This is a genomic window from Achromobacter pulmonis (assembly GCF_002885955.2).
Lineage (GTDB): Bacteria > Pseudomonadota > Gammaproteobacteria > Burkholderiales > Burkholderiaceae_B > Achromobacter > Achromobacter pulmonis_A.
The window spans coordinates 1-22,220 of the sequence record NZ_POQS01000018.1 but is presented as its reverse complement, the minus strand read 5'-3'; the positions used below and the strand labels follow the sequence as shown (position 1 = coordinate 22,220).

Genomic DNA, 22,220 nt, shown 5'->3' with positions numbered 1-22,220 from the left:
TCCGCGTCACTTGGCCTGCATGAACTGGCTGACTTCCAGGGCAACGAGCGCCAGCACCGCGCCGATCTCCACACGCAGCAGGCGCTGGCGTGCCGCGCCTGCCGGCTCGCGGGCATGCAGGCGCCGGCGCATCCACAGCCAGCCCCAGGCCGTGGCGGCGTAGAGCAGCAGCCGCCAGGCCAGAAACGCCCCGGCGTGGTCGCTCATCCACCGCTGCCAGGCCTCGGCGCTGCCGGCCAGCTTGATGCCCACCACATTGGCGATGAGTGCCGCGACCAGCAGCCCGAACGTCCATAGCAAGGCCAGGCCGACGCGCCGGTTGAACAGCCAACGCAGATGCCACCAGCGGGCGCTCATGGGTTGTTCCCGCTCGGCGGCCGCTGCAACTCGTCGAGCCGGTTGCGGGTTGGGTCGCCGTCGTAGACGCCGCGCGAGCCGGCGGCGCGAGTGCTGTGCCGCTGAATGATGGCGCTGGGCGAATTGCTTGCCAGCTCGCGGCGCAGCGCCAACTCGGTCGTGAGGTTCTGAATCTCCCGATCGAGCATGTCGCTTTCGCGAGAAACCGCCTGTTGCGCTAGGTCATTGGCGGCGACGTTGGGCTCCTTACGGCCGGTCAGCATCGTGCGCTGGAGCAGCAAGGCCTTCTCCAACACGCTCGACAGCGCGACCTCCGAAGCCAGGCGACGGGCCAGGATGTCCTGGTCGGGTTCGTCGCGCAGGGCTTCAATGACGCCGCGGGTGATCGGCAGCGATGCGCTGCTGGCCGCTTGCAGGTTCTCGAAGCTGGTGGCGCGGCTGCCGGCGACCAGCTCCTGCAAGGCCTGGAGCTTGGTCTCGTACTCTTCCTGGATGAGAGGCGTCAGGCCCACGCCGGGCGTGGTGGTGGTCTTGGTGCAGGCCTCGCAGGTGCGTTGTTCCTGCTCGCCCAGCACGCGCACCGCCCAGGCCGCGGCGGCTTCCGGCGAGTTCCAGGTCTGGCAGGCCAGGTTGCCATTGCAGGTGTTGGGATCGATGGCACTGGTGTCGGTGGCATCGCGGCCGTTGAGCAGGTTGTAGCCGGCGCGGGCCACGTCGCCGACGACGCGCACCGGGCGCTGGCCGGCACCACCGGCATTGCTGCCACCCACCCAGGGCACCCCCTCGTTGCCGCGGCTGGACTCGGCCTGGTCGATGGCCGAGACGGCATCGGTGCTCGCCACCGCCTGCTTCAGCGCCATGCCCTCGGCGAGCTGGTCCCAGCTCGTCTGGCCGCCAGCCATGTCGGCCATCCGGTTGGCGATGGCGCGGCAGGTCATCTTGCTGCGGTCGAAATCCAGCCGGGCCTGCAACACGCCATTCGTGAGCAGGTTGTAGAGGCCGGGATCGGCCCGCTGGATGATCAGCGCCGGCAGCGAGGCGACCGCGCTGGTCGCGTTCTGGATCACCGAGGACATGATGGTTTGGAACCCATTGGTCAGCCCGTTCAACTGGTTCTGGATCGTCGTCGAGATCGACATGTCGCCGCAGATCAGGTTCGAGTTCCAGCCCACGCCGACGCCGAGCGAACGCATGTTGGCCGCGCCGCTCATCGACACGGCGCGGCCGCCCCCAATGCTGTAGAGCACGTCGTCGCCGATCACGCTGCCCTGTTGCTGGACGCCGTACTGGTTCACGCTGGTCTGGGCAGTTGCCCCAGCGCAGAGCAGCGCCAAGGCGGCACCCAACAGAGCGAGCGGCAAACGACCACGGTGCGAGTAAGCGGATCGGTTCATGACGGACCTCAGTTGAAGTCGGTGCTGCCGAGGAAGACCTGCCCGCGCCGCTGGCAGCAGCTGTACGGGCGCCACAGGGCCCAGGCGTAGTCGCCCTGCTGGGCCTGCACACGGGGGTTGGCATGGGGAAAGACCGCGCACGAGCGCGACAGCGTGGGCGTCAGCTCCTGCCACTTGCCGGTACTGGCATCGCCCTCGATGAGCGCGCCGGCCGGCCAGTAGCCGTCGCGCGAGCTGGCGAGCAGCGGCTGGTAAACGTGGATCTGCCCGCGGCGGGTGACGATGTCGGCGGCGCGCTGTGCGACCACCGCACCGGCCTTGTAGCCGTCGGTCTGGTGCAGTAGCCCGCCGCGCGGATAGACGTTGCCCCAGAGGTTGGCGGTGGTGCGGGCACCGATCTCGCGCATACCCGGCACCAGCGCTTCGGGATACACCAGTTCGGGCACGTTGTAGCGCCAGGCCACGGTATCGAGCGTGCTCAGCAGATAGGGCATGAACGCCGTCCCGGCGCCTTCGCAGGTGTAGCCAGAGGCGGAGGCGAACTGGCTGAACACGTGCCCGCCCGGATGCCCGATCACGTCGGCGTTCTTGAATTGGGCGAGGTTGTTCTCGTGGTCCTGGTTGGTCGTGCCGTCGCCGCCGGCCTGCGCGGTGGCGTTGGGCAGGCTCATCGCCCTCACCTCGGTCCAGGGGTTCTCGCCGGTGTTCGAGTAGCTCGATACAACGGCATCGGGGATGTAGTGGCGGACCTTGACCGAGGTCCGTACCGTGCAGCCGCCCCAGGAGCAGTAGAGCCAGTAACAGATGCCGACGACGCGGTATTCCAGGCAGTCGGGCGACAGCGTGGAGGACACGATGGTGGCGGTGTTGATGGCGAAGGCCGACGTGGCCACGCCGAGCAGCGCGGCGGCGAGGCTGGAACGCAGGCGAAGCAGGCGCTTCATGGCTGCGTCCTCCGGTAGGCCTCGATGCGGGCGACGGCCCTGGCCACGTCCGGCTCGCCGTACAGTACGTAGCGCTGGTTCAGCACCACGGCCGGAAGCGTGGTGACACCCAGGCTCCAGGCATCAGCGATGCTTTGGTAGGCTGCCGCCAGTTCGCGTTGCAGCTTTTCGCCGCCGTCGCGCAGCCGCTGCTGCACCAGCGCGGCGGCCCGCTCCGGGTCGCTGGGCAGATCCGCGGACAGCTTGGCCTCCAGCCGTGCCGCGCGATCCAGTTCGATGACCCGCGCGTTAGCGGGTGCGGTCACTGGATGGCGGCTGTCGGTCACAACAATCACGTCATCGGCCAACGCCAATGGCGCTGCCAGCGTGGCGTAAACGCCGGCGATGAACTGCACAGCCGGCCAGAGGCGGGAGAAGGAAGTTGGCATGTCGCGCTACCATCGAACGGGTTACCGCTAAGTCGACCGCATGGACAGCGCGAGCGTGAGCAACAATCGGAACTGCGGCCTGCCCGATTTCATGGAGGACGGGCGAGGACGTCCGTCTGTGGGCCGAGCAACTCGCCTAGCGGACTGGCGGCGACCGGAAAGGTCCGGGGGCGCCTTGGCTAATACCAAGGTGAGCGGTGCCACCGTTCGGTGAAATCGCCGATCTTGGCAAGCCATGCGCGGGCACACCGGCCATGCGGCTGGTGTGCCCGTGCGGGGTGGATTGAAGCCAGAGGCGCTGTCGGTTGCGGGCAACCGGCGGCGATGGGACTAGATCAGGCCGTGGTAAGCGAACGAGTAGGGAGCGCCTTTGCCGATCACCAGATGGTCCAGCAGCCGAACGTCAATCAGGTCCAGCGCTGTGCGCAGCCGGCGGGTGACCGCTCGGTCTGCGGCGGAGGGCACGGTTTTGCCCGATGGGTGTTGATGGGCGACGAGGATAGCGGCGGCGTTGTGCACGAGTGCACGCTGTGCGACGACCCGAGGGTGGACGTCCACGCCATCGATCGTTCCTCTGAACAGGATTTCGCAGGCGATGACCTGGTGCTGGGTTGTCAGAAAGACCACCGCGAACACTTCGCTTGGCTCCTTCATGAGCTGCAGTTGTAGATAGTCGTGCGCGGCCTCCGGCGTGCTCAGCGACGGGCCGCTGGGGTAAAGCCGCTTCTCCAGTAGTGAGATGGCCTGCCGAACGACGCGGGCCTCGCCGGCGTGGTCGGCGGTGGTGAGACGGGTCCCGACGTGGTCTCGGGTGATGGAAGACGAGCGCATGGGTGACCTCCAAGGAAGAAGCCGGAAGCACGCCCATGGGAGGGGCATGCCCTCCGGGACGGTGGATGAAAACAACGGGATAAACGGCATCCACCATCGCGATTGCGATGGCTGTTCGCGTCAAGGGATGCGATGCGAACGGGCGGGTCTGCGCGGCAGCGCCGCGCCGTAGCCTTGAAGACCTCGGCTACCTGGGCATGTCGCCATCGGGGATGGCGGACAGTTCGGGCGGTTGAGCGGCTGCGCTCGGCTGTGCTCCAGCCGCGAGCAGATCCAGCGCGGACAGCAGTGCATCGTCTTCGACCGGGCCAGGCAGCAGCAGCGACTGGCCGGTGCTTTCATCGCGCACACGCACCGTCGGCGTGGCCGCAATGCCTGCGCGTGCGCCATCGCGCGCCTGCGCCTGATCCACAGCGGTGGCGTGCTCGTCGTCCAGGCAGGCCTGCAGCGCGGGCGTCAGGCCCGGATAGCGCGTGCCGTCTGGCAGGCCCAATCCATCGCTGCGGGTATGCTGGTAGATCCAGGCCACGGCCTGCCAGAAGGCGCCCTGCCCGCCGCTCTTGCCAACGCACTCGGCCAGGCTGGCAAGGCGCGTGGCCGTCGGCTCATGGGTGGGCAGCGGCAAGTGATGCCATCGCAAGCGCGTCTCGGGATGGCGGTCGACCCAGGCCATCACCTGGGGGACGTAGGCCTTGCAGTAAGGGCATTCCAGGTCGGCGTAGAGCACCAGCGTAAAACGGGGGTTGGCCGCGCCGTAGTCCCAGGGCGGTCCGGCCGGTACGGCGAGGCGAGCGAGCGGCGAATCGGCCGTTCGCGGCGTGTCGGTGCGTGATATGAGCCAACCACCGAGCAGCAGTGCCAAGGCCCCGAAAGCAAGGCCTAGCCAGAGCAAGTAGCGGCGTAGGGGACGAGCGCGCGGTGCAAGTCGCATGGTGGGTCCTGACGTGCCCGCCGACAGCGGGCCCTGCTTCGATCCGAGCCTAGTTCAGCATGATTGCTCATGCGCCCCTTCCAGGAATCCGGCATGGTCGCCTCCTCTTTGTTGTGCGGGCGGCGCGTCAACGACGGATCACACCGTCTGGTTGCCAAGGCGACCGAGTTCCGGATCGTTGCCGCATAGCGGTGCCGGCACAGCACGAGGGTATGTCGCTGGCAGGAGCTCCGCTCCACGCGGCCGATGCTTGTAGCGCCGGAGGGTTAAAGCTGGAGCGGCGTGATGCCGCGTGCATGGTCGATCTTCTCGGCGATCTTGTATGCGGCATCGAGTTCGCCAATGCCGAAGTGCTGCATCAGTTGGAACCGTTCGGCTTTCTCTTCCGGTTCGGTCTGAGCCAGCGCAAGGTAAAGGCTGGGCGGTACTGCGCGAAACAGCAGTTCCATGCTGCGCGAGAGGATCACCCCTTCCGAGAACTTTCCCGACTCCTTCCTGGCCGAGAGCATCAGCGCCTTCTGCGCGGCGTTGAGTTCGCGAAACCGGGCGATCTTCTCCACTTCGTCCGGCGGCATCGACAGGCAGATCCACCATTCGATCATGTTCAACATCGGCTCGGCCGCCTTGGGCAGGTCGTCGATGTTCTGCGTCGCCAGCCAGAACCAGGCCCCGAGCTTGCGCCACATCTTCGTGCCCTTGACGACATAGGGCGAGAGCAACGGATTCTTGGTGATGATGTGCCCTTCGTCCGTCACGAAGACGATGGGCCGGCCCAGGAACTGATCGCGCTCGGCGATGTTGTTGACCGTGTTGAGCAGCGAGATGTACGAAATCGAGAGCTGGGCGTTGTAGCCCTCCCGCGCATACGTCGCCAGATCCACGACCGTGATGTCCGCCTCCGGCCAGGGCGTGCCGGGGCGGTCGAACATGTCGCCGTCGCTGCCTTGGCAGAACATGTCGAGGGCATCGGCCATCTCCAGCAGCCGGGTACGGCGAATCTCGGGCAGCGTCGGATCGCGGCCGCGCTCGCGCAGCGCATCGCGCACGTCGCGGGTCAGGACCGTGCGCTGCTCGGGAACGCAGCGGTGAGCAGCGTCGAGGATGCACTGGCGGATCAGGCTGCGATCGGCTCGCGTCATGCGGGCTTCTTCGCGCTCCTCGCCGCCGGTGATCATCAGCCGGGCCGTGATCTCCAATTCGCCCAGCACATCGCGCTGTTCGTCGTCGTGGCCCTCGGCCTCGTTCTCATCCAGGGCATCGGCATCCAGCGTCTGAACCTGGCTCGGCGCATCGACCAGGCGCCAGGCATCGGCGAATGGGGCGAGGCTGACGCCCGACCCGGGTGCCAGCTTCACGCGATGCACGGACATCCCCAGTCGCGCGGCATGGTCGCCCAGCAAGCCGAACGAGTTGCCGGCCTCCACGATGAAGATGCGCGGCCGGTAGATCGCCGCGATCTGGTTCAAGAGGTTGTTGAGCGTGGCGCTCTTGCCCGAGCCGGTCGGCCCGAACAGGAACAGATGGGCGTTCATTTGCCGGTCGAGGCGGTTCAACGGGTCGAACGTCACCAGGCCGCCACCGCGGTTGAACACGGTGATGCCGGGATGTCCGGTGCCCTGGCTGCGGCCCCAAAGGGCGGCCAGGTTCACCAGGTGCTGGACGAACATCAGTTGCGTGTACCACTGGCGCTTGTCCTTCGCGGGGTCGTACACGCACGGCAACCAGCGCAGGTAGGTGTTCAGCGGCGCGACTTCGTCCTCCTCGCGCACCGGCTGCAAGCCGGCATTGAGCAGGACGTTGCCCAGTTGCAGGCTGCGGGCGTCCAATTCCTCGCGGTTGTGCCCACGCAGGTAGAAGGTCAGCGCGCCGCGGTAGAGCTTGTGCGAACTGCCGATCAGGCCGCGGGCCTGCTGCACGTCGTGACGGGTCTGCTCGGAGGCCAGGGTGTCGCCGACCGCCTTGCGGGCCAGGTGGTTCAGGTGCGCTTCGAGCACGTCCTGCGGGGTCACGACGAGCGTGAGGCACATCACCGTGTCTTCCGGCATCTGGTCCATCAGCGCGTTGGTGGCATCGCCGCCTTTGCGCGTCTCGCCGGTGATGTGGCCGGTGGCGGGCGGTGTGCGCAGGCGGTCGACCGAGATCGCCCGGTGCGGCCGGTCATCGAAGTACCACAGGCCCTCGGCCACGTCCGACCTGGGCTGGCCGAAGAACAGGCGCTGGGCGAAGTCGGTGCCACTGGCCAGTTCGATCTCGCCCGGTTCGCTTTCCTCCGGGTAGCGCGTCAGCGCATAGAAGCGTTCGCGGTCTTCAGCGCTCGGGCCGAGCAGCGTCGGGTGCGGGTTGAACCAGGGCAACAGCCAGGCATGGATGTCGGCCGCGCCGAGACGCCGCGCTCGCACGCCGGCATTGGCGAGGCCGCCGATCAGGCGGTCGCAGACGGTGCTCAAGGCCTGCTCGGGGGATTGCCCGCGCCGGGCGGGCGCCTGGCCGACGCGCCGGTACACCACCAGACGCGTGCGCCGGGTCTGCCCGCGCCAGGGCAACCGGGTGACGGTGTTGTCCTCGAACAAGCCACCAGGCTTGGCGACGGCTTTCAGGTGGTGCGCGATCGAGCGCAGGTAGAACTCGGTGAAGGGGCTGTCCTTCGCGCGCGGATGGACGTAGCCGCGCAGGTCGTCGAGGTAGCGATCCCAATTGGTTTCGTCCTGGGCGTACAACTGCAGCACCCAAGGGTTGTCGTCCAGTTCGTCGAAGGAATCCTGGAGGGCGTTCTCCAGCGTGTCGCGCACCTGGGCGAGCCAGGCCGGCTCGCGACCTTCGGTGCCGACCGGCTGCAACTCGAAGAAGGCAGCGACGGATTGCCCGTCTTCGAGCAGCATGCACTGCGACTCAGGCAGGAACTCGGCCCAGGGCAGCATGTCCGCGAAGGAAGGCGCGACGTCGTACAGCTTCTGCTCGTCGGCGACGCTGGCGGGCCGACGCGACCGACCTTCCTGTCGGCCCGGTTCGGGGATGCCGTGCTCGCGCAACCGGGCGACATGGCGTTCCCACGCATCGGGCGCGTCGGGACCCGCCGCAGGCGGCGCCGGGCGCGGCTTGCGCAGCGACCAGGCCATCAGTAGTCCTCGATCCGCTCGCCGGGCAGCGCGTACTGCACGCGCTGGTACAGCGGAAACACGGTGGTATAGCCAGGCACGGGCACCGGGTCGCTGCCAGCCAGGTGCGGGAACACGTACATCACCAGATCGGGATTCGGCAGCCGGTGGAACTGGCGGTAGATTTCGTTCTGCGCGGTGCGCGTGTAGCGTGCCTGCACGCCGGGCGCGGCGTGCACCTCGGCCTCGGTCAGCGGGCGGCGCAACGCCTGGCGCGCGTCGAGCAACTGGCGCGCGGCCTGGCCGCCCCCCGCGCCGCCGCCGGTCTGGACGTTCCAGATGTCGAGCATCGTGCTGTCGCCGTGCGGCAGCAGTTGTTCCTTGCTGGTGGCGCAGCCGCCCAGTGCGAGCACCAGGCCCAGCAGCGCCAGGCCCTCAATCCAGTTCCTGCGCATGCGCGTCACCTCCGATGCGGTGATCGACGCGACGGCCCTTGGGCGCGTAGTCGATCGTGAGCGGTTCTTCCAGATGCACGGCGACCTTGGCACCGGGCTTGACGTACACGGCGGCGAAGGCTTGGCCGTAGAGGCGGTTCACCCACTGCGACATGTCCTGCACGCCACCGGCCAGAATGCGGCCCATCGCTTCGTTGCCGCCGATGCCGACCGTGCCGATCGAGCCGTCGCTGTTCGCATAGGAAATCTGGCCGCTGTCCGAGTCGATCAGTGACGCGGCTCCCGCGCCAGCGGCGGTGATCAGCGCCTGGGTGCCCAGGTACTGCTGCGCGTTACTGTGGCGCTCGCCACTGACGCAAGGGATGCCATACGGGTCGCTGATCCAGCCCAGGCCGTTCTGGGTCGTGTTGCCCTCGTTGCTCTGCTGGCGGTTGCCGCCGCCCTCGCGGTCTTCGGGAATCGTGCGGATGGTGCCGTCGTTGAACACGAACGTGACCGAGCGGATCTGCCCGCGCACGCAGGAGAGCGTCCAGTCGCCCGAAGCGGTGCCGCTGACCACCGCGCCGGCGACGTCGGGAATCTCGATACCGTTGGCCGTCAGGTTGTCCTGGCCGATGAGGATTTTGAACGGATACGGGTCGTTCACGGTGCCATCGACCGGCACGCGACCGATCAGCGCGGTCATCGCGATCGAACCCATCAGCGTGGCATTCGTGGGCACGGTGTAGACGGGGTTGGTTTCCTCGGCGCCGACCGCGCGCCGGCCGGTCTCGACCGCCGAGTCGGCAGCGTTTTCCAGCGTCTTCTGCGCCGGGCCGAAGCTCGTCGGGAAGCTGAAGCTGCCAGGGCTGCCGGAGCCCTTGCGCCTGCTCTCATCGCGGGCATCCTCCGGCTCGATCCATTGCATGCCGTCGCCGCCGAAGCCGCTGCTGTCACCGGGTTCCAGGCCCAGGCCGACCGGCAGGTCGGCGTCATTGCCGTTGCGGCGGCCACCGATGCCGTCGAGGCGCTGTTGCAACTCCTGCAGTAGCCCCTGGGTCTGCTGGCGCTCCTGGGCCACCTGCTCGCGATCCTGCTGCAACTTGCTCCGCTCGCCGGCCAGGGCCGAATCGATACGCCGGTCGATGGCTCCTTCGCGCTGGCGCAGGCGCTCGTTCTCCTCGCGCTGGGTCTTGTTGTCGGTCAGCGCGGTTTGCAGTTCGGTGCGTAGCTGCCGGACCTGGGCGACCAAGGTGGCGACGGTATCGCGCGGGGTGTCGCCCTCGATGCCCAGCGCCTTGGCTTCCTCGGCGGTGAGTTGCGGGCCGGCATTCTGCGCCGGGGGCTGGCTGCCGCCGGAGAACAGCTTGATGCCGACGAACATCAGTAGCAGCGCCATCGGGATCATCAGCCACTTCAACAGGCCATTACTCTTCATCGCGGCCTCCCTCGTGGGCATCCGCCGCAGCAGGCGCTGGCAGGTTGAGTGCGGCATCCACCGGGGCGATCGCCGGCAACAGCGACTGCGCCAGACCATGCCCGCGCGTGACCAGATAGACGACGGTGGTGTCTTCCGGCGTGCCCGCCGGGCCGAGCGTCGGGTGCTGGAAGGTGGCGGTCAGGAAATCGCCCTGAACCGCCCGCGGGTCGAGGTCGAGCCAGCGCGGCGCGGTGTTGCGCAGGCGCACGGCGCTGACCCAAGCGTCGTCCAGCCGCCAGGCGGCCAGCGCCTGGGCCTGTACCGGCAGCGTCGGCAGCAGGCTGTCCAGCGCCAGGTCGCGGCGCAGGTTGATCCGGGCGATGCCCGGTACGGGTTCGACCGTGCGCAGAGGCGCATAGAGGTTCTGCGCCGCATAGCGGGTCAGGACCACCGGCACGGGCGTTTCGCGCGCGGGGCGGGGGGCGGCGGGATCGCCTTCGCCCGTCTCGTCCTCATTCTTGGCCGTGCCGTAGCGCGTGGCCGGCGCTTCGGCTTCGACGATCCGAACCGGCTCCAGCGGTGCCTGATCCTTGGCCGCCGGTTCGGCGGCGATGTCCAGCAGGATCACCGTGCCGGTATCGGCGTCCTGGAGTTGCAGGCGCGTCGGTTCGATCGGTTCGCTGGCCCGCAAATAGACCGCGCCGGCCGCGCTCTGCACGCGCAGGCGGGCGCGCACCGCATCCGGCACGCCGATGCGGACATTGCGGTCGATGAACACCACGCGCTCCTGGCCGACGATCAGCGGCACTGCCAACGGCAGGCGTTCCCAGCGCAGGATTTCGACGGCGTGGGCTGGCAGGGCCAGCAGCAGCGCCCAGGCCATGAAGACAGGCAGCACGGGAAACTTCATGGGGTTTCTCCCTGGGGAATGGCGGACGCCTTGGCCGGTGCTGGCGTGGGCTCGGCGATGCGCTGCGGCGCGCCTTCGTAGCAGTCGATGGCCAGACCGAAGGGATTGCGCTGCGGATCGACGTCCATGCGGGTGACCTTCAGCGGATAGCGCACGAAGGCGCGCTTGACCTGCTCGGAGGCGTAGTACTCGTCGGCGGTAACGTCGAGGGTGACGATCCAGTCCCGATCGGAGACCACGCGCACGCGCTGGGCCGGGTTGTCGCCATAGCCGCGGCCGGGAATCTCGTAGATCCCTCGCACGCGCTGACGCAGTTCGCCGGCATTGCGGCGGTACTCGTAGTCCTGTTGCAGGAAGGCCCGGCAGGCCGGGGTCAGGTAGCCGGAGAGCGCATGCAGGTTGCGGGGATAGTCGTCATCGCCATTGGTCGGCCAGCGTTGCAATTGCTGCCAGACGTAGAAGGTGAAGGCATAGACCGATTCGGGCGGCACTTCCCACCACTTGCGCGTGCTGCCCGAGCGCAGATCCGGTGGCACGTGAACCGTCAGGTCGCGCGGCGCGCTCCACCAGCCGATACCCATGACCAGCGCCAGCGCGAACAGCACGCCGCCGCCCACGCGCAGGCTCTTGATGTGCGCTTCCAGCCGCAGGACTTCGTTCTTGACCCGGCTCACGGTCGGCTCCTGCGGGTGGTCCAGAAGCCCGAGCGGGTCACCAGGGCCTGTCCGCCGACGAAGTGCGCCAGCGCAGGCTGATGGACGGCCATCCACCACTGGAGTTGGCGATACAGCCAGGTATCCGGCCGGCCGCGCTTGAGCCGGCGCAGTGCGCCGCCGCCAGCGAAGACGCCGACGGCGATCGCCAGCACGATGGCCGTAGGCGCGACTGCGAACGAGCCCACGGCGAACGCCAGCGGCGTCCCCGCGAGCAAACCGGCCGCCGCCGACAGCCCCGCGCAGACCCACAGTTCGTCGGCGGTCAGCCCGCGCACGACGACGGGATGGCGGTTGAGCCGATGCGGCAGGAACGCCACCGTCCCGTCCGGGCGGATGTCCTGGTCAGCCATGCTGGCGTCCTCAGAGAACGCCGGTGGCTTCGGTCAGCAGCCAGATGCCGACGACCAGCAGGATCGCGCCGATGGCGACCGTCAGCCCGAACTGGCCCCAGGTCGCGCGGCCGGTGTGGATTTCGGCATAGCGCGAATAAGCGTGGTAGCACACGCCCACGAACATCGAGGCCACGACCAGCAACGCGACCAGCATGATGATGTCGTAGCCGTAGTTGCGCAGCGTATCCATGATGCCGTTGCCCTGGCCGCGCGACGGGTCTTCGAGCGTGGGCAGGCCCTGCGCCTGGGCAAGCGGCGACAGGAGCGCGAGCATGGGCAATGCGCCGAGGCGTGCGATGCGGGGGAAATGGAAGAAGCGGGAAACCGAGTTCATGGGGATGGCCTTTCAGGAGAGCAGGAAAAAGGTCAGCACCAGGTACAGGGCGAGGAACCTCACCACGACGCCGAGGAACTGACGTTGGGAAATCCGCTGCTCGGACCAGCCGACATAGGCGGTCCGCATCGCCCACACGCCCCAGACCAGGAGCACGGCGAAGACGGCGCCGATCAGCACGACCGAGACGGCGGAAGCGGTGAAGCCGCCGTTGGCCTGGAAGGCGCTGATCTGGGCGGCGTTCATGGGGCGGGCTCCGTGGCGATGACGGAGGAAGCGGAGGACTGGCGGTAGTCGCCGAGCAGCACGGCCGGATCGCGCGGTTGCGCACGCGAGGGGCTCAGGTAGTCGCGGATGCCGGCGCGCACGCGCTCCAGGTCGGCTGACAGGCGCGCATAGTCGAAGTGGTAGCGGCTACGGGCGTCGCGTGGATTCGCGATCTCCGGGGCGACCAGTCGGTCGATGGCATCGAGCTGGCGCAGCGCCGCCGCGAGGCGATCCTGCTCGGGCGTGGCGTCATCGGCATGGGCCTGGATCGGGAATCCCAGCACCAGGCACAGCACCGCGACCACGCCCAGCACGTAGCGCCAATCGACGGAAGGAGGAAGGGAGATCGACATGACCCATCCACGAGAAGACGTTTGATGGGGCTATGCTCTCGGCGCGGTGGGTCTGGTGCCGCAAACAATGCGCACGGGCGGCAACCCGATTTGATAACGGGTATTGCCTGTGCAGGCGGGCATCAGGTCCGCGTTTCCCGTTTCAGGTTGGCGGACGTAAACTGCGGCTAACTTGCCCGGATTGGTGCCCAAGCCCGTGTTCTACAAGCTCGTCGATCGCCGTGCCGTACCGTGCAACGATGCCGCTGAATGGGGTGAGTGGTTTGCCTTGGCCAATCGGCGTGTGGCCGAGACTTGGATCGACGACGTGCGGATTTCCACCGTGTTTCTGGGCCTTGACCACAACCCGTTCCCGGATCGAGACCCTGCCCTGTTCGAGACCATGGCCTTCGTTAACGGAGAGGACTGTCACATGCAGCGATACTTCATCTGGGAGGAAGCCGAAGCCGGGCACGAGGAGATGGTGGCGCTGATCCGTGCCGAGATGGCACAGGCGAAGATCAAGGCGGCAGCGGCGTGGGCGACAGTGTGGAAGCGTCTCGCTGACGCATAGGACCGCATAAGGTTCTGCATCGGAGCTTGTTTCGGCAGGGATTGATTTATGTGTCCCTTGGGCTACAATTTGGCCTTATTGGCCAATTTTTGACGCTCGGGGGATACAATGACGACCCTCTCCGATGTCTCCGACATGCTGAAGTTGGCTCGCCGCGACGCTGGCCTGAGCCAGGACGAACTCGCCCAGCGGGCGGGGGTCTCGCGTACCACGGTGGCACGCATGGAGACCTTGGCCAAGGGCGACATGAGCGTGTCGGCCTTGGTGCGCCTGCTCGAAGCGGCCGGCTACGACCTCAAGCTGGTGAAGCCGGGGCACGTGCGCACGGTCGAGGACATCCTGGCCGAGCAACGCCAAGGTGATGCGCCATGAAGCTCGATGTCCAGGTCGGTGGCAAGACGACGGCACAGCTTTACCGGGAGCGGGACGAGTACGTCCTGAAATACCTGCCCGGCAGCGACCCGGCCGATTTCGTCAGCCTAACGATGCCGGTGCGCGACGAGCCGTGGCGCTGGCCGCGCGACCTGCATCCGTTCTTCCGCCAGAACCTGCCAGAAGGCTACCTGCTGGGCATCATCCGCGAGGAGTTCGGCCCGTTGCTCGATGGTACGGACCTGTCCTTGCTCGCCGTCGTCGGCGGCATGGGCATCGGGCGCGTCACCGTCACGCCGGAAGGCGGCAAGCCGGGCGCTGATCTGGAGGCGTTGCAGATCGAAGGCCTGCTGAAAGCGGACAACAGCGCCGAACAGTTCTCCACACTGGTGCGCCGCTATGCGCGTGCCGCCATCTCCGGCATGGTGCCCAAGTTCATCGCGCCGGATGCGGAATCCGCCGATGCGACTGGCCCCTTGGGCAAGCCCACGCTGCGCACGGCTCGCCACATCATCAAGGGTTCGGACGACAGCACGCCTTACCTGGGCTTCAACGAGTTTTACAGCCTGCGCGTGCTGGCGCGTTTGGACGTGGTGCCGGTCGCGCAGGCGCGGATGTCCGAGGACGGTCGCGTGCTGGTGGTCGAACGCTTCGACGTGGATGTACGCGGGCTGACGACGCACGGCCTGGAGGATGCGTGCAGCCTACTCGGCCTGCCGCCGCACGAAAAGTACGCCACCACGACCGAAAAAGTGCTCAATGCCACCCGCGCCTACTTGCCGCCAGCTCGGGTGCGAGAGCAGTTGGCGCGGCTGGGCTGGCTGATTCTGACCAACTACGTCGTGCGCAATGCGGACTGTCACTCCAAGAACATCGCGCTGTACTACACCAGCCTGGGCGATGTGGGCTATACGCCGGCCTATGACATCGTGACGACGCAGGCCTATCCTCGCTTCGCCCGCAACCCACCAGGCTTGCCGATCGGTGGGCGCCAGAGCTGGGCGATCGGCAAGACGTTGGAACAGTTCTTCAACACCCGGCTCGGCATCCCGCCGCGACAGTACGCGCAGATGGTCGAGCAACTGTGCGAATCGGCGGTCGTGGTGGGACGGGAGCTGATCGAAGCGGCGAAGAATGAGCCGCGTTGGCGTGAGGTGGCCAAGCAGATGGTGCATGCCTGGAACGAAGGCATGGCCTCCTTGCGCAGCCCGAAGTCTGCCGTGCAGTTCCGGTCTCTGGATGCAGCCATCGCAGCGGCCGGCTTCTCCGATCCACAGCCGCCCGAGTCGACGCGAACAAAGATCGGACAATCGGAATTGCTGGCGCCGCGCGGCAAACGGTAACGCCCTTCGGTCACAAGTACTTCTTGAAGCTGCCTGCGGCAATGTTCACCGCCAGTCCCAGCAGCAACGCGCTCGGCAACAGGATCAGCAGCGGATGCACGCTAATGGGCAAGGTCAAGTAGATCACCCACGGCAACACGGCCAGCGGCATCAGCGTGGCCTTCGCGCGATGGTAAATGAAGCCGGATTCGCGGCCGGCACCGAACTTGCGGATGTCGCGGCGCACCAGGCCATCGATGAAACCGACGAAGGCCGCGAGCAGGAACAGGGGCAGCGTCAGCACTAGGACCAGCACGCGGACGATGAAGGTAAGCGTCGTGTACGCCGCGGCGATGAGGTAGCTCTCGGTCCATACATAGACCTGGCTGATCCAGTACCGGAAATCCCGCGCCCCGCCGCGACTGGGCGCGCTGGCCTGGGCCGAGGCCTCGCGCATCCAGTCGATCAGCCCGGTCTTCACGAAGATCCACTCGTAGCTACGCTCCACCAGCCAGTGTGCGGTTCGCCCCGGCTCCTGCACGATGGCGCTGCGGGTGAAGTGGCTGGAAAGCTGCCCGAGCTCGTAGTCGAGCATGCCCTGGGCGTGACGCCAGCCTTGGTCCGGCCAGAAGAAGTGCATGCCGACGCACTCGATCACGATCGACAGCAGCAGTGAGCCGCACAGCACTCCGAGCAGGCGGAACGGAAAGGTAACGATGCCGGCGATCAGCCCCTGCTGCTTGACCTGCTGGCGCTGGGCGGTGGTAGCCGGGTCCCTCATGGCCGCGCCTCGGTCTCGGGCGCTTCATCGCCGGCCAGATGGCGGAAGCCGTCGAGCAGATCGTCCGGCAGCGGCTGGTCCTGCAAGCCGGGCAGGCCCTGATTTTCCCACCAGTCGCCGGCTTCGGCGTAGTGCTGGCGCATGTAGCCGGCGAGCTGCTGCAAGTCCTCGGGCATCACCTCGTCGCTGTCCGGCGCGGGCAGCGGCATGCGGATTTTCCAGAGCTGCCCGCCTTGCAAGAGCGCGAACGTCTGCCCCTTGGGCAGGCCGACCACGTGAGCCGGCTCAATCAGCGGCACGCTGGACGTGCTGATGCGGTCCTGGGCATTGCTGGTGAAGTCGGTCGCGCCGTGGATGTCGGAGCTGTCGGTGGCACCGCTCACCAGCGTGGTCGTGTAGACCTCCACCTTCGGCAGTTGCTTGGTCAGCAGTTCGGCCGTGGCGGTTTCGCGCACGCGCAACATGAGCAAGTTGTTGAAATTGCCAATGATCTGACCAGCCTTGGCGCGGTTGCCAATCCGCGCTTCGATGTCGCTGAGCGTCTGCGTGTAGGCGGTGACCTGCAATCCGGCGCCGCCACCCTTGTTGACCAGCGGCACGAATTCATCACCCATGAGTTCGTTGAACTCGTCCGCATGGACGTTGATCGGGATTTTCATGCCGGCCTTGGCGCCGGGCAGGCCGTCGTCGATGCCGAACTTGTAGATGTGGCCGGCGACCGAGACCAGATCGCTGAACATGGAGTTGCCGACGGCGGCGGCGACTTCGGCATCGGACAGCGCATCCAGGCCGACATAGACCACGGCCCGTTTGCGGATGATCTGCATCCAGTCGAAGATCGGTCGAGGGTCGGACAAGTCCGAGTAGTTCGGCGCCAGCAGCTGTGCGATCTTGCCGGTGGTCAGTTTTTCCAGCAGCGGCAAGAGGCTGGCGACGATCTTGTCGAAGTACGTCCGGTCGTAGCGCACCGCGCTGCGCAGCCCGTCAAGCACCGGGTCGTACACCCGCACTTGCGAGAGATACTGCTCCAGCGCCACCACGCGCTTCTCGCGCCCGACCATGTGGCGGGGGATGTTCTTGTCGTTCAAGCGCCCTTCGAGTTGGACGATGATCTCCCAGGCCTTCGGCTCGTTCCGAGCGAAGTAGCTCTGCGCGTACTCGATGAACAGTGCGTCGATGTTGACCACGTGTCGCTGGATCAGCAGGTAGTCGGGGCGCTGTCCCAGTTCCACCAGGGCACGGGCGATGATGTTGACGAACCGCCACGCGAACTCGCGAAATGCCGCGCTGTTGCCTTCGCCGGAAAGCTGGCCTGCGATGCGCGTGGCGACCTCGGAGATGCGCCCGAACCGCCCTACCGCGTTGTAGCGGGCGCTGATGTCCGGCCATCCCAGATGGAAGACGTAGAACTCATGGTCGCGGCCGGCCCGCTTGGCTTCGACGTACATCCGCTTCAGAAGATCGGCATCGCCTTTGGGATCGAAGACGATGACCACCTCGTGCTCGCCGGCGGCGTTCTTGCGGCGGATGTCCTGGGTGATGAACAGTTCGGCCAGCCGGGTCTTGCCCACGCGCGTCGTGCCCAGTACCAGGGTGTGGCCGACGCGCTCGCCCAGTGGCAGGCTGACGTCGATCTCGTCCGGCTCGATGCCGTGCAGCCGCGGCATGCCGCCGACCGGAGGCAGTGGACGCGCGGGATTGAGCGGGTTGTCCCAGGCCAGCACCTTCGCGAGCTGGGAGAGCGGCGGTGGCGCGAACTCCAGCCGCTCCTCCAGCCGCCGGGCCAGCCGGAACGCGGCCGTGGGCTCGACGTAGCGTCGGAACTCGGGCCGGTAGGTCTGCGTCAGCCGATGGGTGTGCCGCTGCTCCCAGAGGAAGCCACGTCCGATGAAAAGCCGCTGCTGACTGACCGGCACGTCGCGGCTGGTCATCACATAGCGCGGCAGGCGGCGGATGTTGCGCCGATAGCGCAGGATCACCCGCGCTTCGCGCAGCCGGATCGCGCCGAAGGCGGCGAAGGCCAGCGCGCTACCCAGCCCGGTCAGCGGGTTCAGCGCGAGCGACCACGGTGCCACCAGGGACAGTAGCGCGGCGCCCGCGCATACGGCGACGGTGTATAGCTCCACCGCTGGGCGCAAAAGCACTTCGATCGCATGGGGCTGGGCCATCGCCGGCGCTTCACTGTTCGATGCCCGTGGCGGTGATCAGCACGGGGTAGTGACGCAGCCCCAGGCGGCCGGCCAGGTCGTCGCCGGAGACGGGCGCCAGCGTCAGCCCGTCCGCCAGCCCGCGCAGCGCGGCCAGCGCATCGGCGGATTCGACGTTGACGACCAACCCCAAGGCGCCCAGTTCGCGCAGGGCCGATGCCCGCTGGCGCAGCCAGGCCCGCGAACGTGGGTCGTCACCGATCAGGAAGAATGGCGTCAGCCCCGGCGCCTGGATAACCCGGCGCGGCACCTCGCCCGGCGACAACTGGGCCGAGCGCACCGGCAGCATGTCCGCTTCGCTGGCGCGTCCCGCCGGCGGGAGCGGGATTTCGATGCGCGGTGGCGTCTGGTCGGCGCGCGGTTGCAGGTCCAGCGCCTCGTAGTATGGCAACGCCGAAGCGCCGCCGCGGTCCTCGACCACGATCAGCGGTTGCGACTGGGCCTGGGCGAAGGCGGGCAGCGCCGATGCCAGCAGCATGGCGGTCAAGTGGATACACCTCATGGCAAGTCCCTCCGGGTGGTGGCGTCCAGCCGGGAGGCACCGAGCACGCGCGCCAGGTGCTGGCCGACGCTGCGGCGGTAGCGTGCGGCCGGTGCGCCGCCGGCAGGACGGTGATAGCGGCCGATGGCCAGCAGCCAGTCCTCGCCGGGGCTGTGCTGCTCGTGCAGGATCTCGGCGGCGATGGCGAGGTTGTGGTACGGATCGAGCAGATCGCACGGCTGGCGGTAGCGATGCCGCTGATGGCCGAGGTTGATTTGTCCGAGGCCGGCGTCGATGCGTGTGGGAGGCACGGTGCGCAGCGCCTGGCGCAGGCCGGCGCAGGCCTCGGCGCGGCTGGCGTAACGGCGGGACGCGCCGGCCACGTTCAGGCTCCAGGGCCATGGCACGAGGCGGCCGTTGAGTGCGGCGCCGCTCTCCTGCAGGGCGACCGCGTACAGCACCGAGGACGGGATGCCGGCACGTTGCGCGGCGAGCTGGTAGGCCGGCGGCGGGACTTCCTGCGCGTGGCCGGCGCCGGCGCATATCGCACCGAGCACCAGGAGCGCCGCGCGGCTCCAGCCTACGGTTGCCGCTGCCATTGCCCGCCCACCTGGCGCACCACCGCCGGCAGATCGCCCGGCAGGCCGAGAGACAGCCAGCGGCCCGCGTCGTGATTGAGGGTGATGCGCCGGCTGCGCACCTTGGCTGGGTCGATGCGGACGCGCCTCGCCCAGTCGCGGATGCGGGCATCGTCGGCGCGGCTGCCGACCATGTAGATGTCGAACTCGGTGCCGGCAGCCTGGAGCCGTTGCACCGCTGCATCGCAGGCCGCGCAGGCGTCCTTGACGAAAACGGCAGTGCGGTCTGCGCCCTGCGCCATCGCTGGCGTGCTTGCCGGGCCGGCACCGGGCAGGTTGACGCGCTGGGCGCCAGGCGCGAGCCGCCGCCAGGCTTCATCGTAGGCACGCTGGTAAGCCAAGGTCTTCTCGACGCGGCGGGCTTCGACCTGGACTTGCAGCTCGGCATAGCGGCGCCGTTCTTCATCGGAACGTGCCTCGATGCCCAGCGCCGTCAGCGGGTCGAGATTCGGTGACTGGATGCCCAGCGGCCCCTGCATCAGTTCCCGGTAGCGCGCCCATTCGTCGGTGCGCAGCCCCCAGTCGCGGGCCTGCTGCTCGTCGCTGCGCTCGGTAATCGCCGGTCGTTCCTGGCTTGGCGCCGCGCGTGCTGCGGAGGTGCCGGCGGTTTGCGCGGGTGCGGTCGAGGCGAACGCCGCCAAGAGGCAGGCGACAAGCGCAATGGGAAGGACACGATGCTTCACAGGGCCTCCTACCGAACCGGCACCGGCAAGCGGCGGGTTTGCTCGCCGTGGCGGAACACGGCAATCGCCCCGTCGATGGCTTCCAGCCGCCAGCCGGCCTCGTCTTCGCCGGGGCGCAGCAGACGCGCCTGCGCGAGCGCGGCCGCGCCGCTCGGCAGGATCGACACGAAGCGTTCGCCGGCCCGCAGCTCGGCGCCGATCACCTGGAACGGCGGCTCGATGGGCTTGGGCTTGGCCGGGGTACGCGGGCGGGTCGATGCCGCGGGCGACGGGCGCGCGGTGAGCTTGGCCTCCAACTGCTCGATGCGGGCCTGCAAGGGAAGCAGGCTGTCGGCGGGCAAACGCTCGCCCAACGTCTGCTCAATCACCGCCAGCCGCTGCTCCAGTGCCCGGCGATCGGTGTCGTAGCGAGCCTGTGGCAATGCCGCCGGTTGCTGCTGGGCCTGTCCGATGCGCTGGCCGAGTTCGGTCAGGCGGCCTTCGAGGGCGGCGACCTGGCTGCCGGGGGCGCTGGCCTGGGCTTGTTCACTGAGCTTGGCCAGCGCCACGACGTTGACCAGGGCGGCGGCGCTGATGAGAACGCCCCAGGTGATGACGGCTACGCGCAGCAGCGTGGCGCGGCGGGGAGCAGAACCGGGAAGCGAGGTCATGGCTGCGCCTCCACGAGCGGGAAGGTCTGGACGGCGTCATCGGTAGGCGGGCCGTCGGGCACCGAGGGCGCGGACGGTGGCGTTGCCGCGGCAGCGCGGGTGAAGCAGACCTGGCGCGCACTGTCATCGACGTGCAGATCCCAGGCGGGGCCGGTCAGCGTCAGCAAGGCGTCGCGCAGCAGCAGTGGCCCAAGCCGGTAGTGGGCGACCGGCAGCGGCAGCCCCTGCAAGGCATCGCTCTCGGGGCCGCCGCAAAGCTGGTAGCCGGAGCGCAGCAGGACGTAGCGCAGCGCATCGCCGACGCTGGCGTGCAGCGTGTCGGCGACGGCCACATCGACCACCTGCAGCATCAGGTCCTGCTGGGCGGCGGATGGCGCCAGTTCGACCAGCGTATAGCGGCCATAGCGCACCACCGGGACGAACTCCGGCGCGGATTCAGGCGCGACGGCCACCGGCGCTGCGGGCGGTTCCGGCGGCGTGGCCGTCGTTGCGCAGCCGCCGGCCAGGATCGCCCAGAGCAGACCGAGGAAACCCGACAGCAGGCGCCGTTCGGGATGGTGGAACCAGGGATGGGAGGGGCACATGGCGCGGCGTCCTGAAGCATCGAGCCCTCACCATCGCCGTGTCGGCCCATAACGGCAGCAAACAAAGCGAATTGCCGCCCTTCCGGTTTCCCGCCCGACATGAAGACAAAAAAACGGCCCCGAAGGGCCGTCGAAGGTGGGAGAGGAAAGAAGCGGCGGCAGGCGTGCCGCCGCAGAGGCGTGGGAGATCAGGCCGCGACCAACTGGCGGGCCAGCGCGACCTCGACGGAATCGCCGTCCTGGTTCAGAACGTCCAATCCCGATTCGGGCACGTCGCCCGAGGTGGACTGCGAGACCATGATCTTCTTGGCCATCAGCCCCAGGCAGGTCATCTGCGAGGAGTTGGCGTAGCCGAGATAGATCACGCGCACGGGCTGCTTCTGCCCGATGCGCCAGGAGCGGCGTGCGGCCTGCTGAAGTGAATACACGTTGTAGCCCGACTGCATGAACACGATCGTCGGGAACTCCAGCAAATCCAGCCCCGTCTTGACCAGCTCCGGGTTGGTGATGAGCACATCGATGCCGCGGTCCAACTGCTCGGCGATCCAGTCCTCGCGGCGGCTGGCATCCACGCTCGCGCGCAGCACCGCCACCTTGAAGCCTTCCTGCTCCAGCAGCACCTTCAGGCGCGACGTGGTGTCGCGCGTGCCGGTATAGACCGTGTAGGCCAGGACCTTGCGGCCCTGTGCCTTCTCCTCTTTGCAGATGTCGATCAGCTCGCGCTCTTTCGGCGTCACCTCGAACTCGGAGAACTGAGCCGGGACGAACGCCAAGGTGTTGCGCGTGCGCGGATGGATCACGGTTTCCGAGCGGAAGCAGCAATCCGGCCAGGCCAGCAGCACGTTGAGAACCACGCCGAGCAACGTCGTGTCGCGCTTGGCCAGGGCCTGCTTCAGTTCCTGGGTCAGCCGGAACGACAGATCGCGGTAGGCCGCAGCCTGCGCCGTATCCATCGCGACTTCGCGGAACTCCTCGTCATAGGGCGGCAGAACGTTGCCGCCGATGTCCTTGAGCTTGAGGAATATCGTGAAAGGCAGGATGCAACGCAGCACGCCTTTCGGGCCGAAACCCGGTGCCTTGACCGTCCGGACACTGACTTTCGTGCCTTTCGCGGTCTTGTGCGCCGTGCCGGTGCTCTCGGAG

26 protein-coding genes are annotated in these 22,220 nt (G+C 67.6%); 3 read left to right on the top strand and 23 right to left on the bottom strand.

Going from position 1 to position 22,220, the window contains the following annotated elements; all coding sequences use genetic code 11:
- Positions 1-6 precede the first annotated feature (6 nt).
- The 15 genes from C1I89_RS32905 to C1I89_RS32835 form a co-directional block, all read right to left on the bottom strand.
- Positions 7-357, bottom strand: a complete 351-nt coding sequence (locus C1I89_RS32905; protein WP_102776340.1) for a hypothetical protein — start codon at positions 355-357, stop codon at positions 7-9.
- Positions 354-1,751, bottom strand: a complete 1,398-nt coding sequence (locus tag C1I89_RS32900) for an integrating conjugative element protein (protein ID WP_181391107.1) — start codon at positions 1,749-1,751, stop codon at positions 354-356. Before C1I89_RS32900 ends, C1I89_RS32905 begins: the two co-directional genes overlap by 4 nt.
- Before the next feature lie 8 nt (positions 1,752-1,759).
- On the bottom strand, positions 1,760-2,695 hold the full coding sequence (locus C1I89_RS32895; RefSeq protein WP_102776338.1) for a TIGR03756 family integrating conjugative element protein: 936 nt from the start codon (positions 2,693-2,695) through the stop codon (positions 1,760-1,762).
- Entirely contained in the window at positions 2,692-3,123 is a 432-nt protein-coding gene (locus C1I89_RS32890; RefSeq protein ID WP_102776337.1) for a TIGR03757 family integrating conjugative element protein, read from the bottom strand. The genes C1I89_RS32895 and C1I89_RS32890 overlap by 4 nt, the downstream gene beginning before the upstream one ends.
- A 330-nt stretch (positions 3,124-3,453) precedes the next feature.
- Positions 3,454-3,954 carry a RadC family protein gene (gene radC / locus C1I89_RS32885; RefSeq protein WP_102776336.1) on the bottom strand — a complete coding sequence of 167 codons (501 nt, stop codon included), beginning with the start codon at positions 3,952-3,954 and terminating at the stop codon, positions 3,454-3,456.
- Between the two features lie 187 nt (positions 3,955-4,141).
- On the bottom strand, positions 4,142-4,885 hold the full coding sequence (locus C1I89_RS32880; RefSeq protein ID WP_102776335.1) for a DsbA family protein: 744 nt from the start codon (positions 4,883-4,885) through the stop codon (positions 4,142-4,144).
- A 266-nt stretch (positions 4,886-5,151) separates the two neighbouring features.
- Positions 5,152-8,001: a conjugative transfer ATPase gene (locus C1I89_RS32875; protein ID WP_102776334.1), complete on the bottom strand. Its 2,850-nt coding sequence runs from the start codon at positions 7,999-8,001 to the stop codon at positions 5,152-5,154.
- The gene (locus C1I89_RS32870; RefSeq protein ID WP_102776333.1) at positions 8,001-8,435 is read right to left on the bottom strand and encodes a TIGR03751 family conjugal transfer lipoprotein; all 435 of its coding nucleotides are present in this window, start codon (positions 8,433-8,435) and stop codon (positions 8,001-8,003) included. Before C1I89_RS32870 ends, C1I89_RS32875 begins: the two co-directional genes overlap by 1 nt.
- Positions 8,416-9,852 carry a TIGR03752 family integrating conjugative element protein gene (locus tag C1I89_RS32865; protein WP_102776332.1) on the bottom strand — a complete coding sequence of 479 codons (1,437 nt, stop codon included), beginning with the start codon at positions 9,850-9,852 and terminating at the stop codon, positions 8,416-8,418. Before C1I89_RS32865 ends, C1I89_RS32870 begins: the two co-directional genes overlap by 20 nt.
- On the bottom strand, positions 9,842-10,744 hold the full coding sequence (locus tag C1I89_RS32860; protein ID WP_102776331.1) for a TIGR03749 family integrating conjugative element protein: 903 nt from the start codon (positions 10,742-10,744) through the stop codon (positions 9,842-9,844). The genes C1I89_RS32865 and C1I89_RS32860 overlap by 11 nt, the downstream gene beginning before the upstream one ends.
- Positions 10,741-11,418: a PFL_4703 family integrating conjugative element protein gene (locus tag C1I89_RS32855; protein ID WP_102776330.1), complete on the bottom strand. Its 678-nt coding sequence runs from the start codon at positions 11,416-11,418 to the stop codon at positions 10,741-10,743. The genes C1I89_RS32860 and C1I89_RS32855 overlap by 4 nt, the downstream gene beginning before the upstream one ends.
- The gene (locus C1I89_RS32850; RefSeq protein WP_102776329.1) at positions 11,415-11,810 is read right to left on the bottom strand and encodes a TIGR03750 family conjugal transfer protein; all 396 of its coding nucleotides are present in this window, start codon (positions 11,808-11,810) and stop codon (positions 11,415-11,417) included. Before C1I89_RS32850 ends, C1I89_RS32855 begins: the two co-directional genes overlap by 4 nt.
- A gap of 10 nt (positions 11,811-11,820) precedes the next feature.
- Positions 11,821-12,126 (bottom strand): TIGR03745 family integrating conjugative element membrane protein, encoded by a 306-nt coding sequence (locus C1I89_RS32845; RefSeq protein WP_247747966.1) that lies wholly within the window; start codon positions 12,124-12,126, stop codon positions 11,821-11,823.
- Between the two features lie 72 nt (positions 12,127-12,198).
- Complete coding sequence (locus tag C1I89_RS32840; RefSeq protein ID WP_102776327.1) at positions 12,199-12,432, bottom strand: TIGR03758 family integrating conjugative element protein; 234 nt, start codon at positions 12,430-12,432, stop codon at positions 12,199-12,201.
- The gene (locus C1I89_RS32835; protein ID WP_102776326.1) at positions 12,429-12,806 is read right to left on the bottom strand and encodes an RAQPRD family integrative conjugative element protein; all 378 of its coding nucleotides are present in this window, start codon (positions 12,804-12,806) and stop codon (positions 12,429-12,431) included. Before C1I89_RS32835 ends, C1I89_RS32840 begins: the two co-directional genes overlap by 4 nt.
- Before the next feature lie 196 nt (positions 12,807-13,002).
- Between C1I89_RS32835 and C1I89_RS32830 the strand changes: the two genes are divergently transcribed.
- The 3 genes from C1I89_RS32830 to C1I89_RS32820 all read left to right on the top strand — a co-directional run bounded on the left by C1I89_RS32830 (position 13,003) and on the right by C1I89_RS32820 (position 15,074).
- Positions 13,003-13,359 carry a hypothetical protein gene (locus tag C1I89_RS32830; RefSeq protein WP_181391106.1) on the top strand — a complete coding sequence of 119 codons (357 nt, stop codon included), beginning with the start codon at positions 13,003-13,005 and terminating at the stop codon, positions 13,357-13,359.
- A gap of 108 nt (positions 13,360-13,467) precedes the next feature.
- Positions 13,468-13,731, top strand: a complete 264-nt coding sequence (locus C1I89_RS32825) for a helix-turn-helix domain-containing protein (RefSeq protein ID WP_102776324.1) — start codon at positions 13,468-13,470, stop codon at positions 13,729-13,731.
- Positions 13,728-15,074: a type II toxin-antitoxin system HipA family toxin gene (locus C1I89_RS32820; protein ID WP_102776323.1), complete on the top strand. Its 1,347-nt coding sequence runs from the start codon at positions 13,728-13,730 to the stop codon at positions 15,072-15,074. The genes C1I89_RS32825 and C1I89_RS32820 overlap by 4 nt, the downstream gene beginning before the upstream one ends.
- Before the next feature lie 10 nt (positions 15,075-15,084).
- Here C1I89_RS32820 and C1I89_RS32815 read toward each other — a convergent pair whose 3' ends face one another.
- The 8 genes from C1I89_RS32815 to C1I89_RS32780 all read right to left on the bottom strand — a co-directional run.
- Positions 15,085-15,834 carry a TIGR03747 family integrating conjugative element membrane protein gene (locus C1I89_RS32815; RefSeq protein ID WP_102776322.1) on the bottom strand — a complete coding sequence of 250 codons (750 nt, stop codon included), beginning with the start codon at positions 15,832-15,834 and terminating at the stop codon, positions 15,085-15,087.
- Positions 15,831-18,002, bottom strand: coding sequence for a type IV conjugative transfer system coupling protein TraD (gene traD, locus C1I89_RS32810; RefSeq protein WP_102776321.1), 2,172 nt, complete (start codon positions 18,000-18,002; stop codon positions 15,831-15,833). The genes C1I89_RS32815 and traD overlap by 4 nt, the downstream gene beginning before the upstream one ends.
- Before the next feature lie 10 nt (positions 18,003-18,012).
- A complete protein-coding gene (locus tag C1I89_RS32805) occupies positions 18,013-18,543 on the bottom strand; it encodes an integrating conjugative element protein (protein ID WP_102776320.1) in 531 nt (176 codons plus the stop codon).
- Positions 18,540-19,121 carry a transglycosylase SLT domain-containing protein gene (locus tag C1I89_RS32800; protein WP_102776319.1) on the bottom strand — a complete coding sequence of 194 codons (582 nt, stop codon included), beginning with the start codon at positions 19,119-19,121 and terminating at the stop codon, positions 18,540-18,542. Before C1I89_RS32800 ends, C1I89_RS32805 begins: the two co-directional genes overlap by 4 nt.
- Positions 19,103-19,843, bottom strand: a complete 741-nt coding sequence (locus tag C1I89_RS32795) for a TIGR03759 family integrating conjugative element protein (RefSeq protein WP_102776318.1) — start codon at positions 19,841-19,843, stop codon at positions 19,103-19,105. Before C1I89_RS32795 ends, C1I89_RS32800 begins: the two co-directional genes overlap by 19 nt.
- Before the next feature lie 8 nt (positions 19,844-19,851).
- A complete protein-coding gene (locus C1I89_RS32790) occupies positions 19,852-20,493 on the bottom strand; it encodes a hypothetical protein (protein ID WP_102776317.1) in 642 nt (213 codons plus the stop codon).
- Positions 20,490-21,077 (bottom strand): hypothetical protein, encoded by a 588-nt coding sequence (locus C1I89_RS32785; protein WP_102776316.1) that lies wholly within the window; start codon positions 21,075-21,077, stop codon positions 20,490-20,492. The genes C1I89_RS32790 and C1I89_RS32785 overlap by 4 nt, the downstream gene beginning before the upstream one ends.
- Before the next feature lie 188 nt (positions 21,078-21,265).
- Positions 21,266-22,220 (bottom strand): helicase-related protein (locus C1I89_RS32780; protein ID WP_146196976.1); only part of this gene is annotated, 955 nt, incomplete at its 5' end.

What these genes read in the sequence shown, in the direction of transcription:
- traD (WP_102776321.1), bottom strand. Translation starts at nt 18,002, where the DNA reads ATGGCCCAGCCCCATGCGATCGAAGTGCTTTTGCGCCCAGCGGTGGAG.
- C1I89_RS32800 (WP_102776319.1), bottom strand. Translation starts at nt 19,121, where the DNA reads ATGGCAGCGGCAACCGTAGGCTGGAGCCGCGCGGCGCTCCTGGTGCTC.
- C1I89_RS32785 (WP_102776316.1), bottom strand. Translation starts at nt 21,077, where the DNA reads ATGTGCCCCTCCCATCCCTGGTTCCACCATCCCGAACGGCGCCTGCTG.
- C1I89_RS32900 (WP_181391107.1), bottom strand. Translation starts at nt 1,751, where the DNA reads ATGAACCGATCCGCTTACTCGCACCGTGGTCGTTTGCCGCTCGCTCTG.
- C1I89_RS32860 (WP_102776331.1), bottom strand. Translation starts at nt 10,744, where the DNA reads ATGAAGTTTCCCGTGCTGCCTGTCTTCATGGCCTGGGCGCTGCTGCTG.
- C1I89_RS32865 (WP_102776332.1), bottom strand. Translation starts at nt 9,852, where the DNA reads ATGAAGAGTAATGGCCTGTTGAAGTGGCTGATGATCCCGATGGCGCTG.
- C1I89_RS32890 (WP_102776337.1), bottom strand. Translation starts at nt 3,123, where the DNA reads ATGCCAACTTCCTTCTCCCGCCTCTGGCCGGCTGTGCAGTTCATCGCC.
- C1I89_RS32840 (WP_102776327.1), bottom strand. Translation starts at nt 12,432, where the DNA reads ATGAACGCCGCCCAGATCAGCGCCTTCCAGGCCAACGGCGGCTTCACC.
- C1I89_RS32825 (WP_102776324.1), top strand. Translation starts at nt 13,468, where the DNA reads ATGACGACCCTCTCCGATGTCTCCGACATGCTGAAGTTGGCTCGCCGC.
- C1I89_RS32895 (WP_102776338.1), bottom strand. Translation starts at nt 2,695, where the DNA reads ATGAAGCGCCTGCTTCGCCTGCGTTCCAGCCTCGCCGCCGCGCTGCTC.
- radC (WP_102776336.1), bottom strand. Translation starts at nt 3,954, where the DNA reads ATGCGCTCGTCTTCCATCACCCGAGACCACGTCGGGACCCGTCTCACC.
- C1I89_RS32835 (WP_102776326.1), bottom strand. Translation starts at nt 12,806, where the DNA reads ATGTCGATCTCCCTTCCTCCTTCCGTCGATTGGCGCTACGTGCTGGGC.
- C1I89_RS32845 (WP_247747966.1), bottom strand. Translation starts at nt 12,126, where the DNA reads ATGCTCGCGCTCCTGTCGCCGCTTGCCCAGGCGCAGGGCCTGCCCACG.
- C1I89_RS32875 (WP_102776334.1), bottom strand. Translation starts at nt 8,001, where the DNA reads ATGGCCTGGTCGCTGCGCAAGCCGCGCCCGGCGCCGCCTGCGGCGGGT.
- C1I89_RS32850 (WP_102776329.1), bottom strand. Translation starts at nt 11,810, where the DNA reads ATGGCTGACCAGGACATCCGCCCGGACGGGACGGTGGCGTTCCTGCCG.
- C1I89_RS32820 (WP_102776323.1), top strand. Translation starts at nt 13,728, where the DNA reads ATGAAGCTCGATGTCCAGGTCGGTGGCAAGACGACGGCACAGCTTTAC.
- C1I89_RS32815 (WP_102776322.1), bottom strand. Translation starts at nt 15,834, where the DNA reads ATGAGGGACCCGGCTACCACCGCCCAGCGCCAGCAGGTCAAGCAGCAG.
- C1I89_RS32880 (WP_102776335.1), bottom strand. Translation starts at nt 4,885, where the DNA reads ATGCGACTTGCACCGCGCGCTCGTCCCCTACGCCGCTACTTGCTCTGG.
- C1I89_RS32790 (WP_102776317.1), bottom strand. Translation starts at nt 20,493, where the DNA reads ATGACCTCGCTTCCCGGTTCTGCTCCCCGCCGCGCCACGCTGCTGCGC.
- C1I89_RS32805 (WP_102776320.1), bottom strand. Translation starts at nt 18,543, where the DNA reads ATGAGGTGTATCCACTTGACCGCCATGCTGCTGGCATCGGCGCTGCCC.
- C1I89_RS32870 (WP_102776333.1), bottom strand. Translation starts at nt 8,435, where the DNA reads ATGCGCAGGAACTGGATTGAGGGCCTGGCGCTGCTGGGCCTGGTGCTC.
- C1I89_RS32905 (WP_102776340.1), bottom strand. Translation starts at nt 357, where the DNA reads ATGAGCGCCCGCTGGTGGCATCTGCGTTGGCTGTTCAACCGGCGCGTC.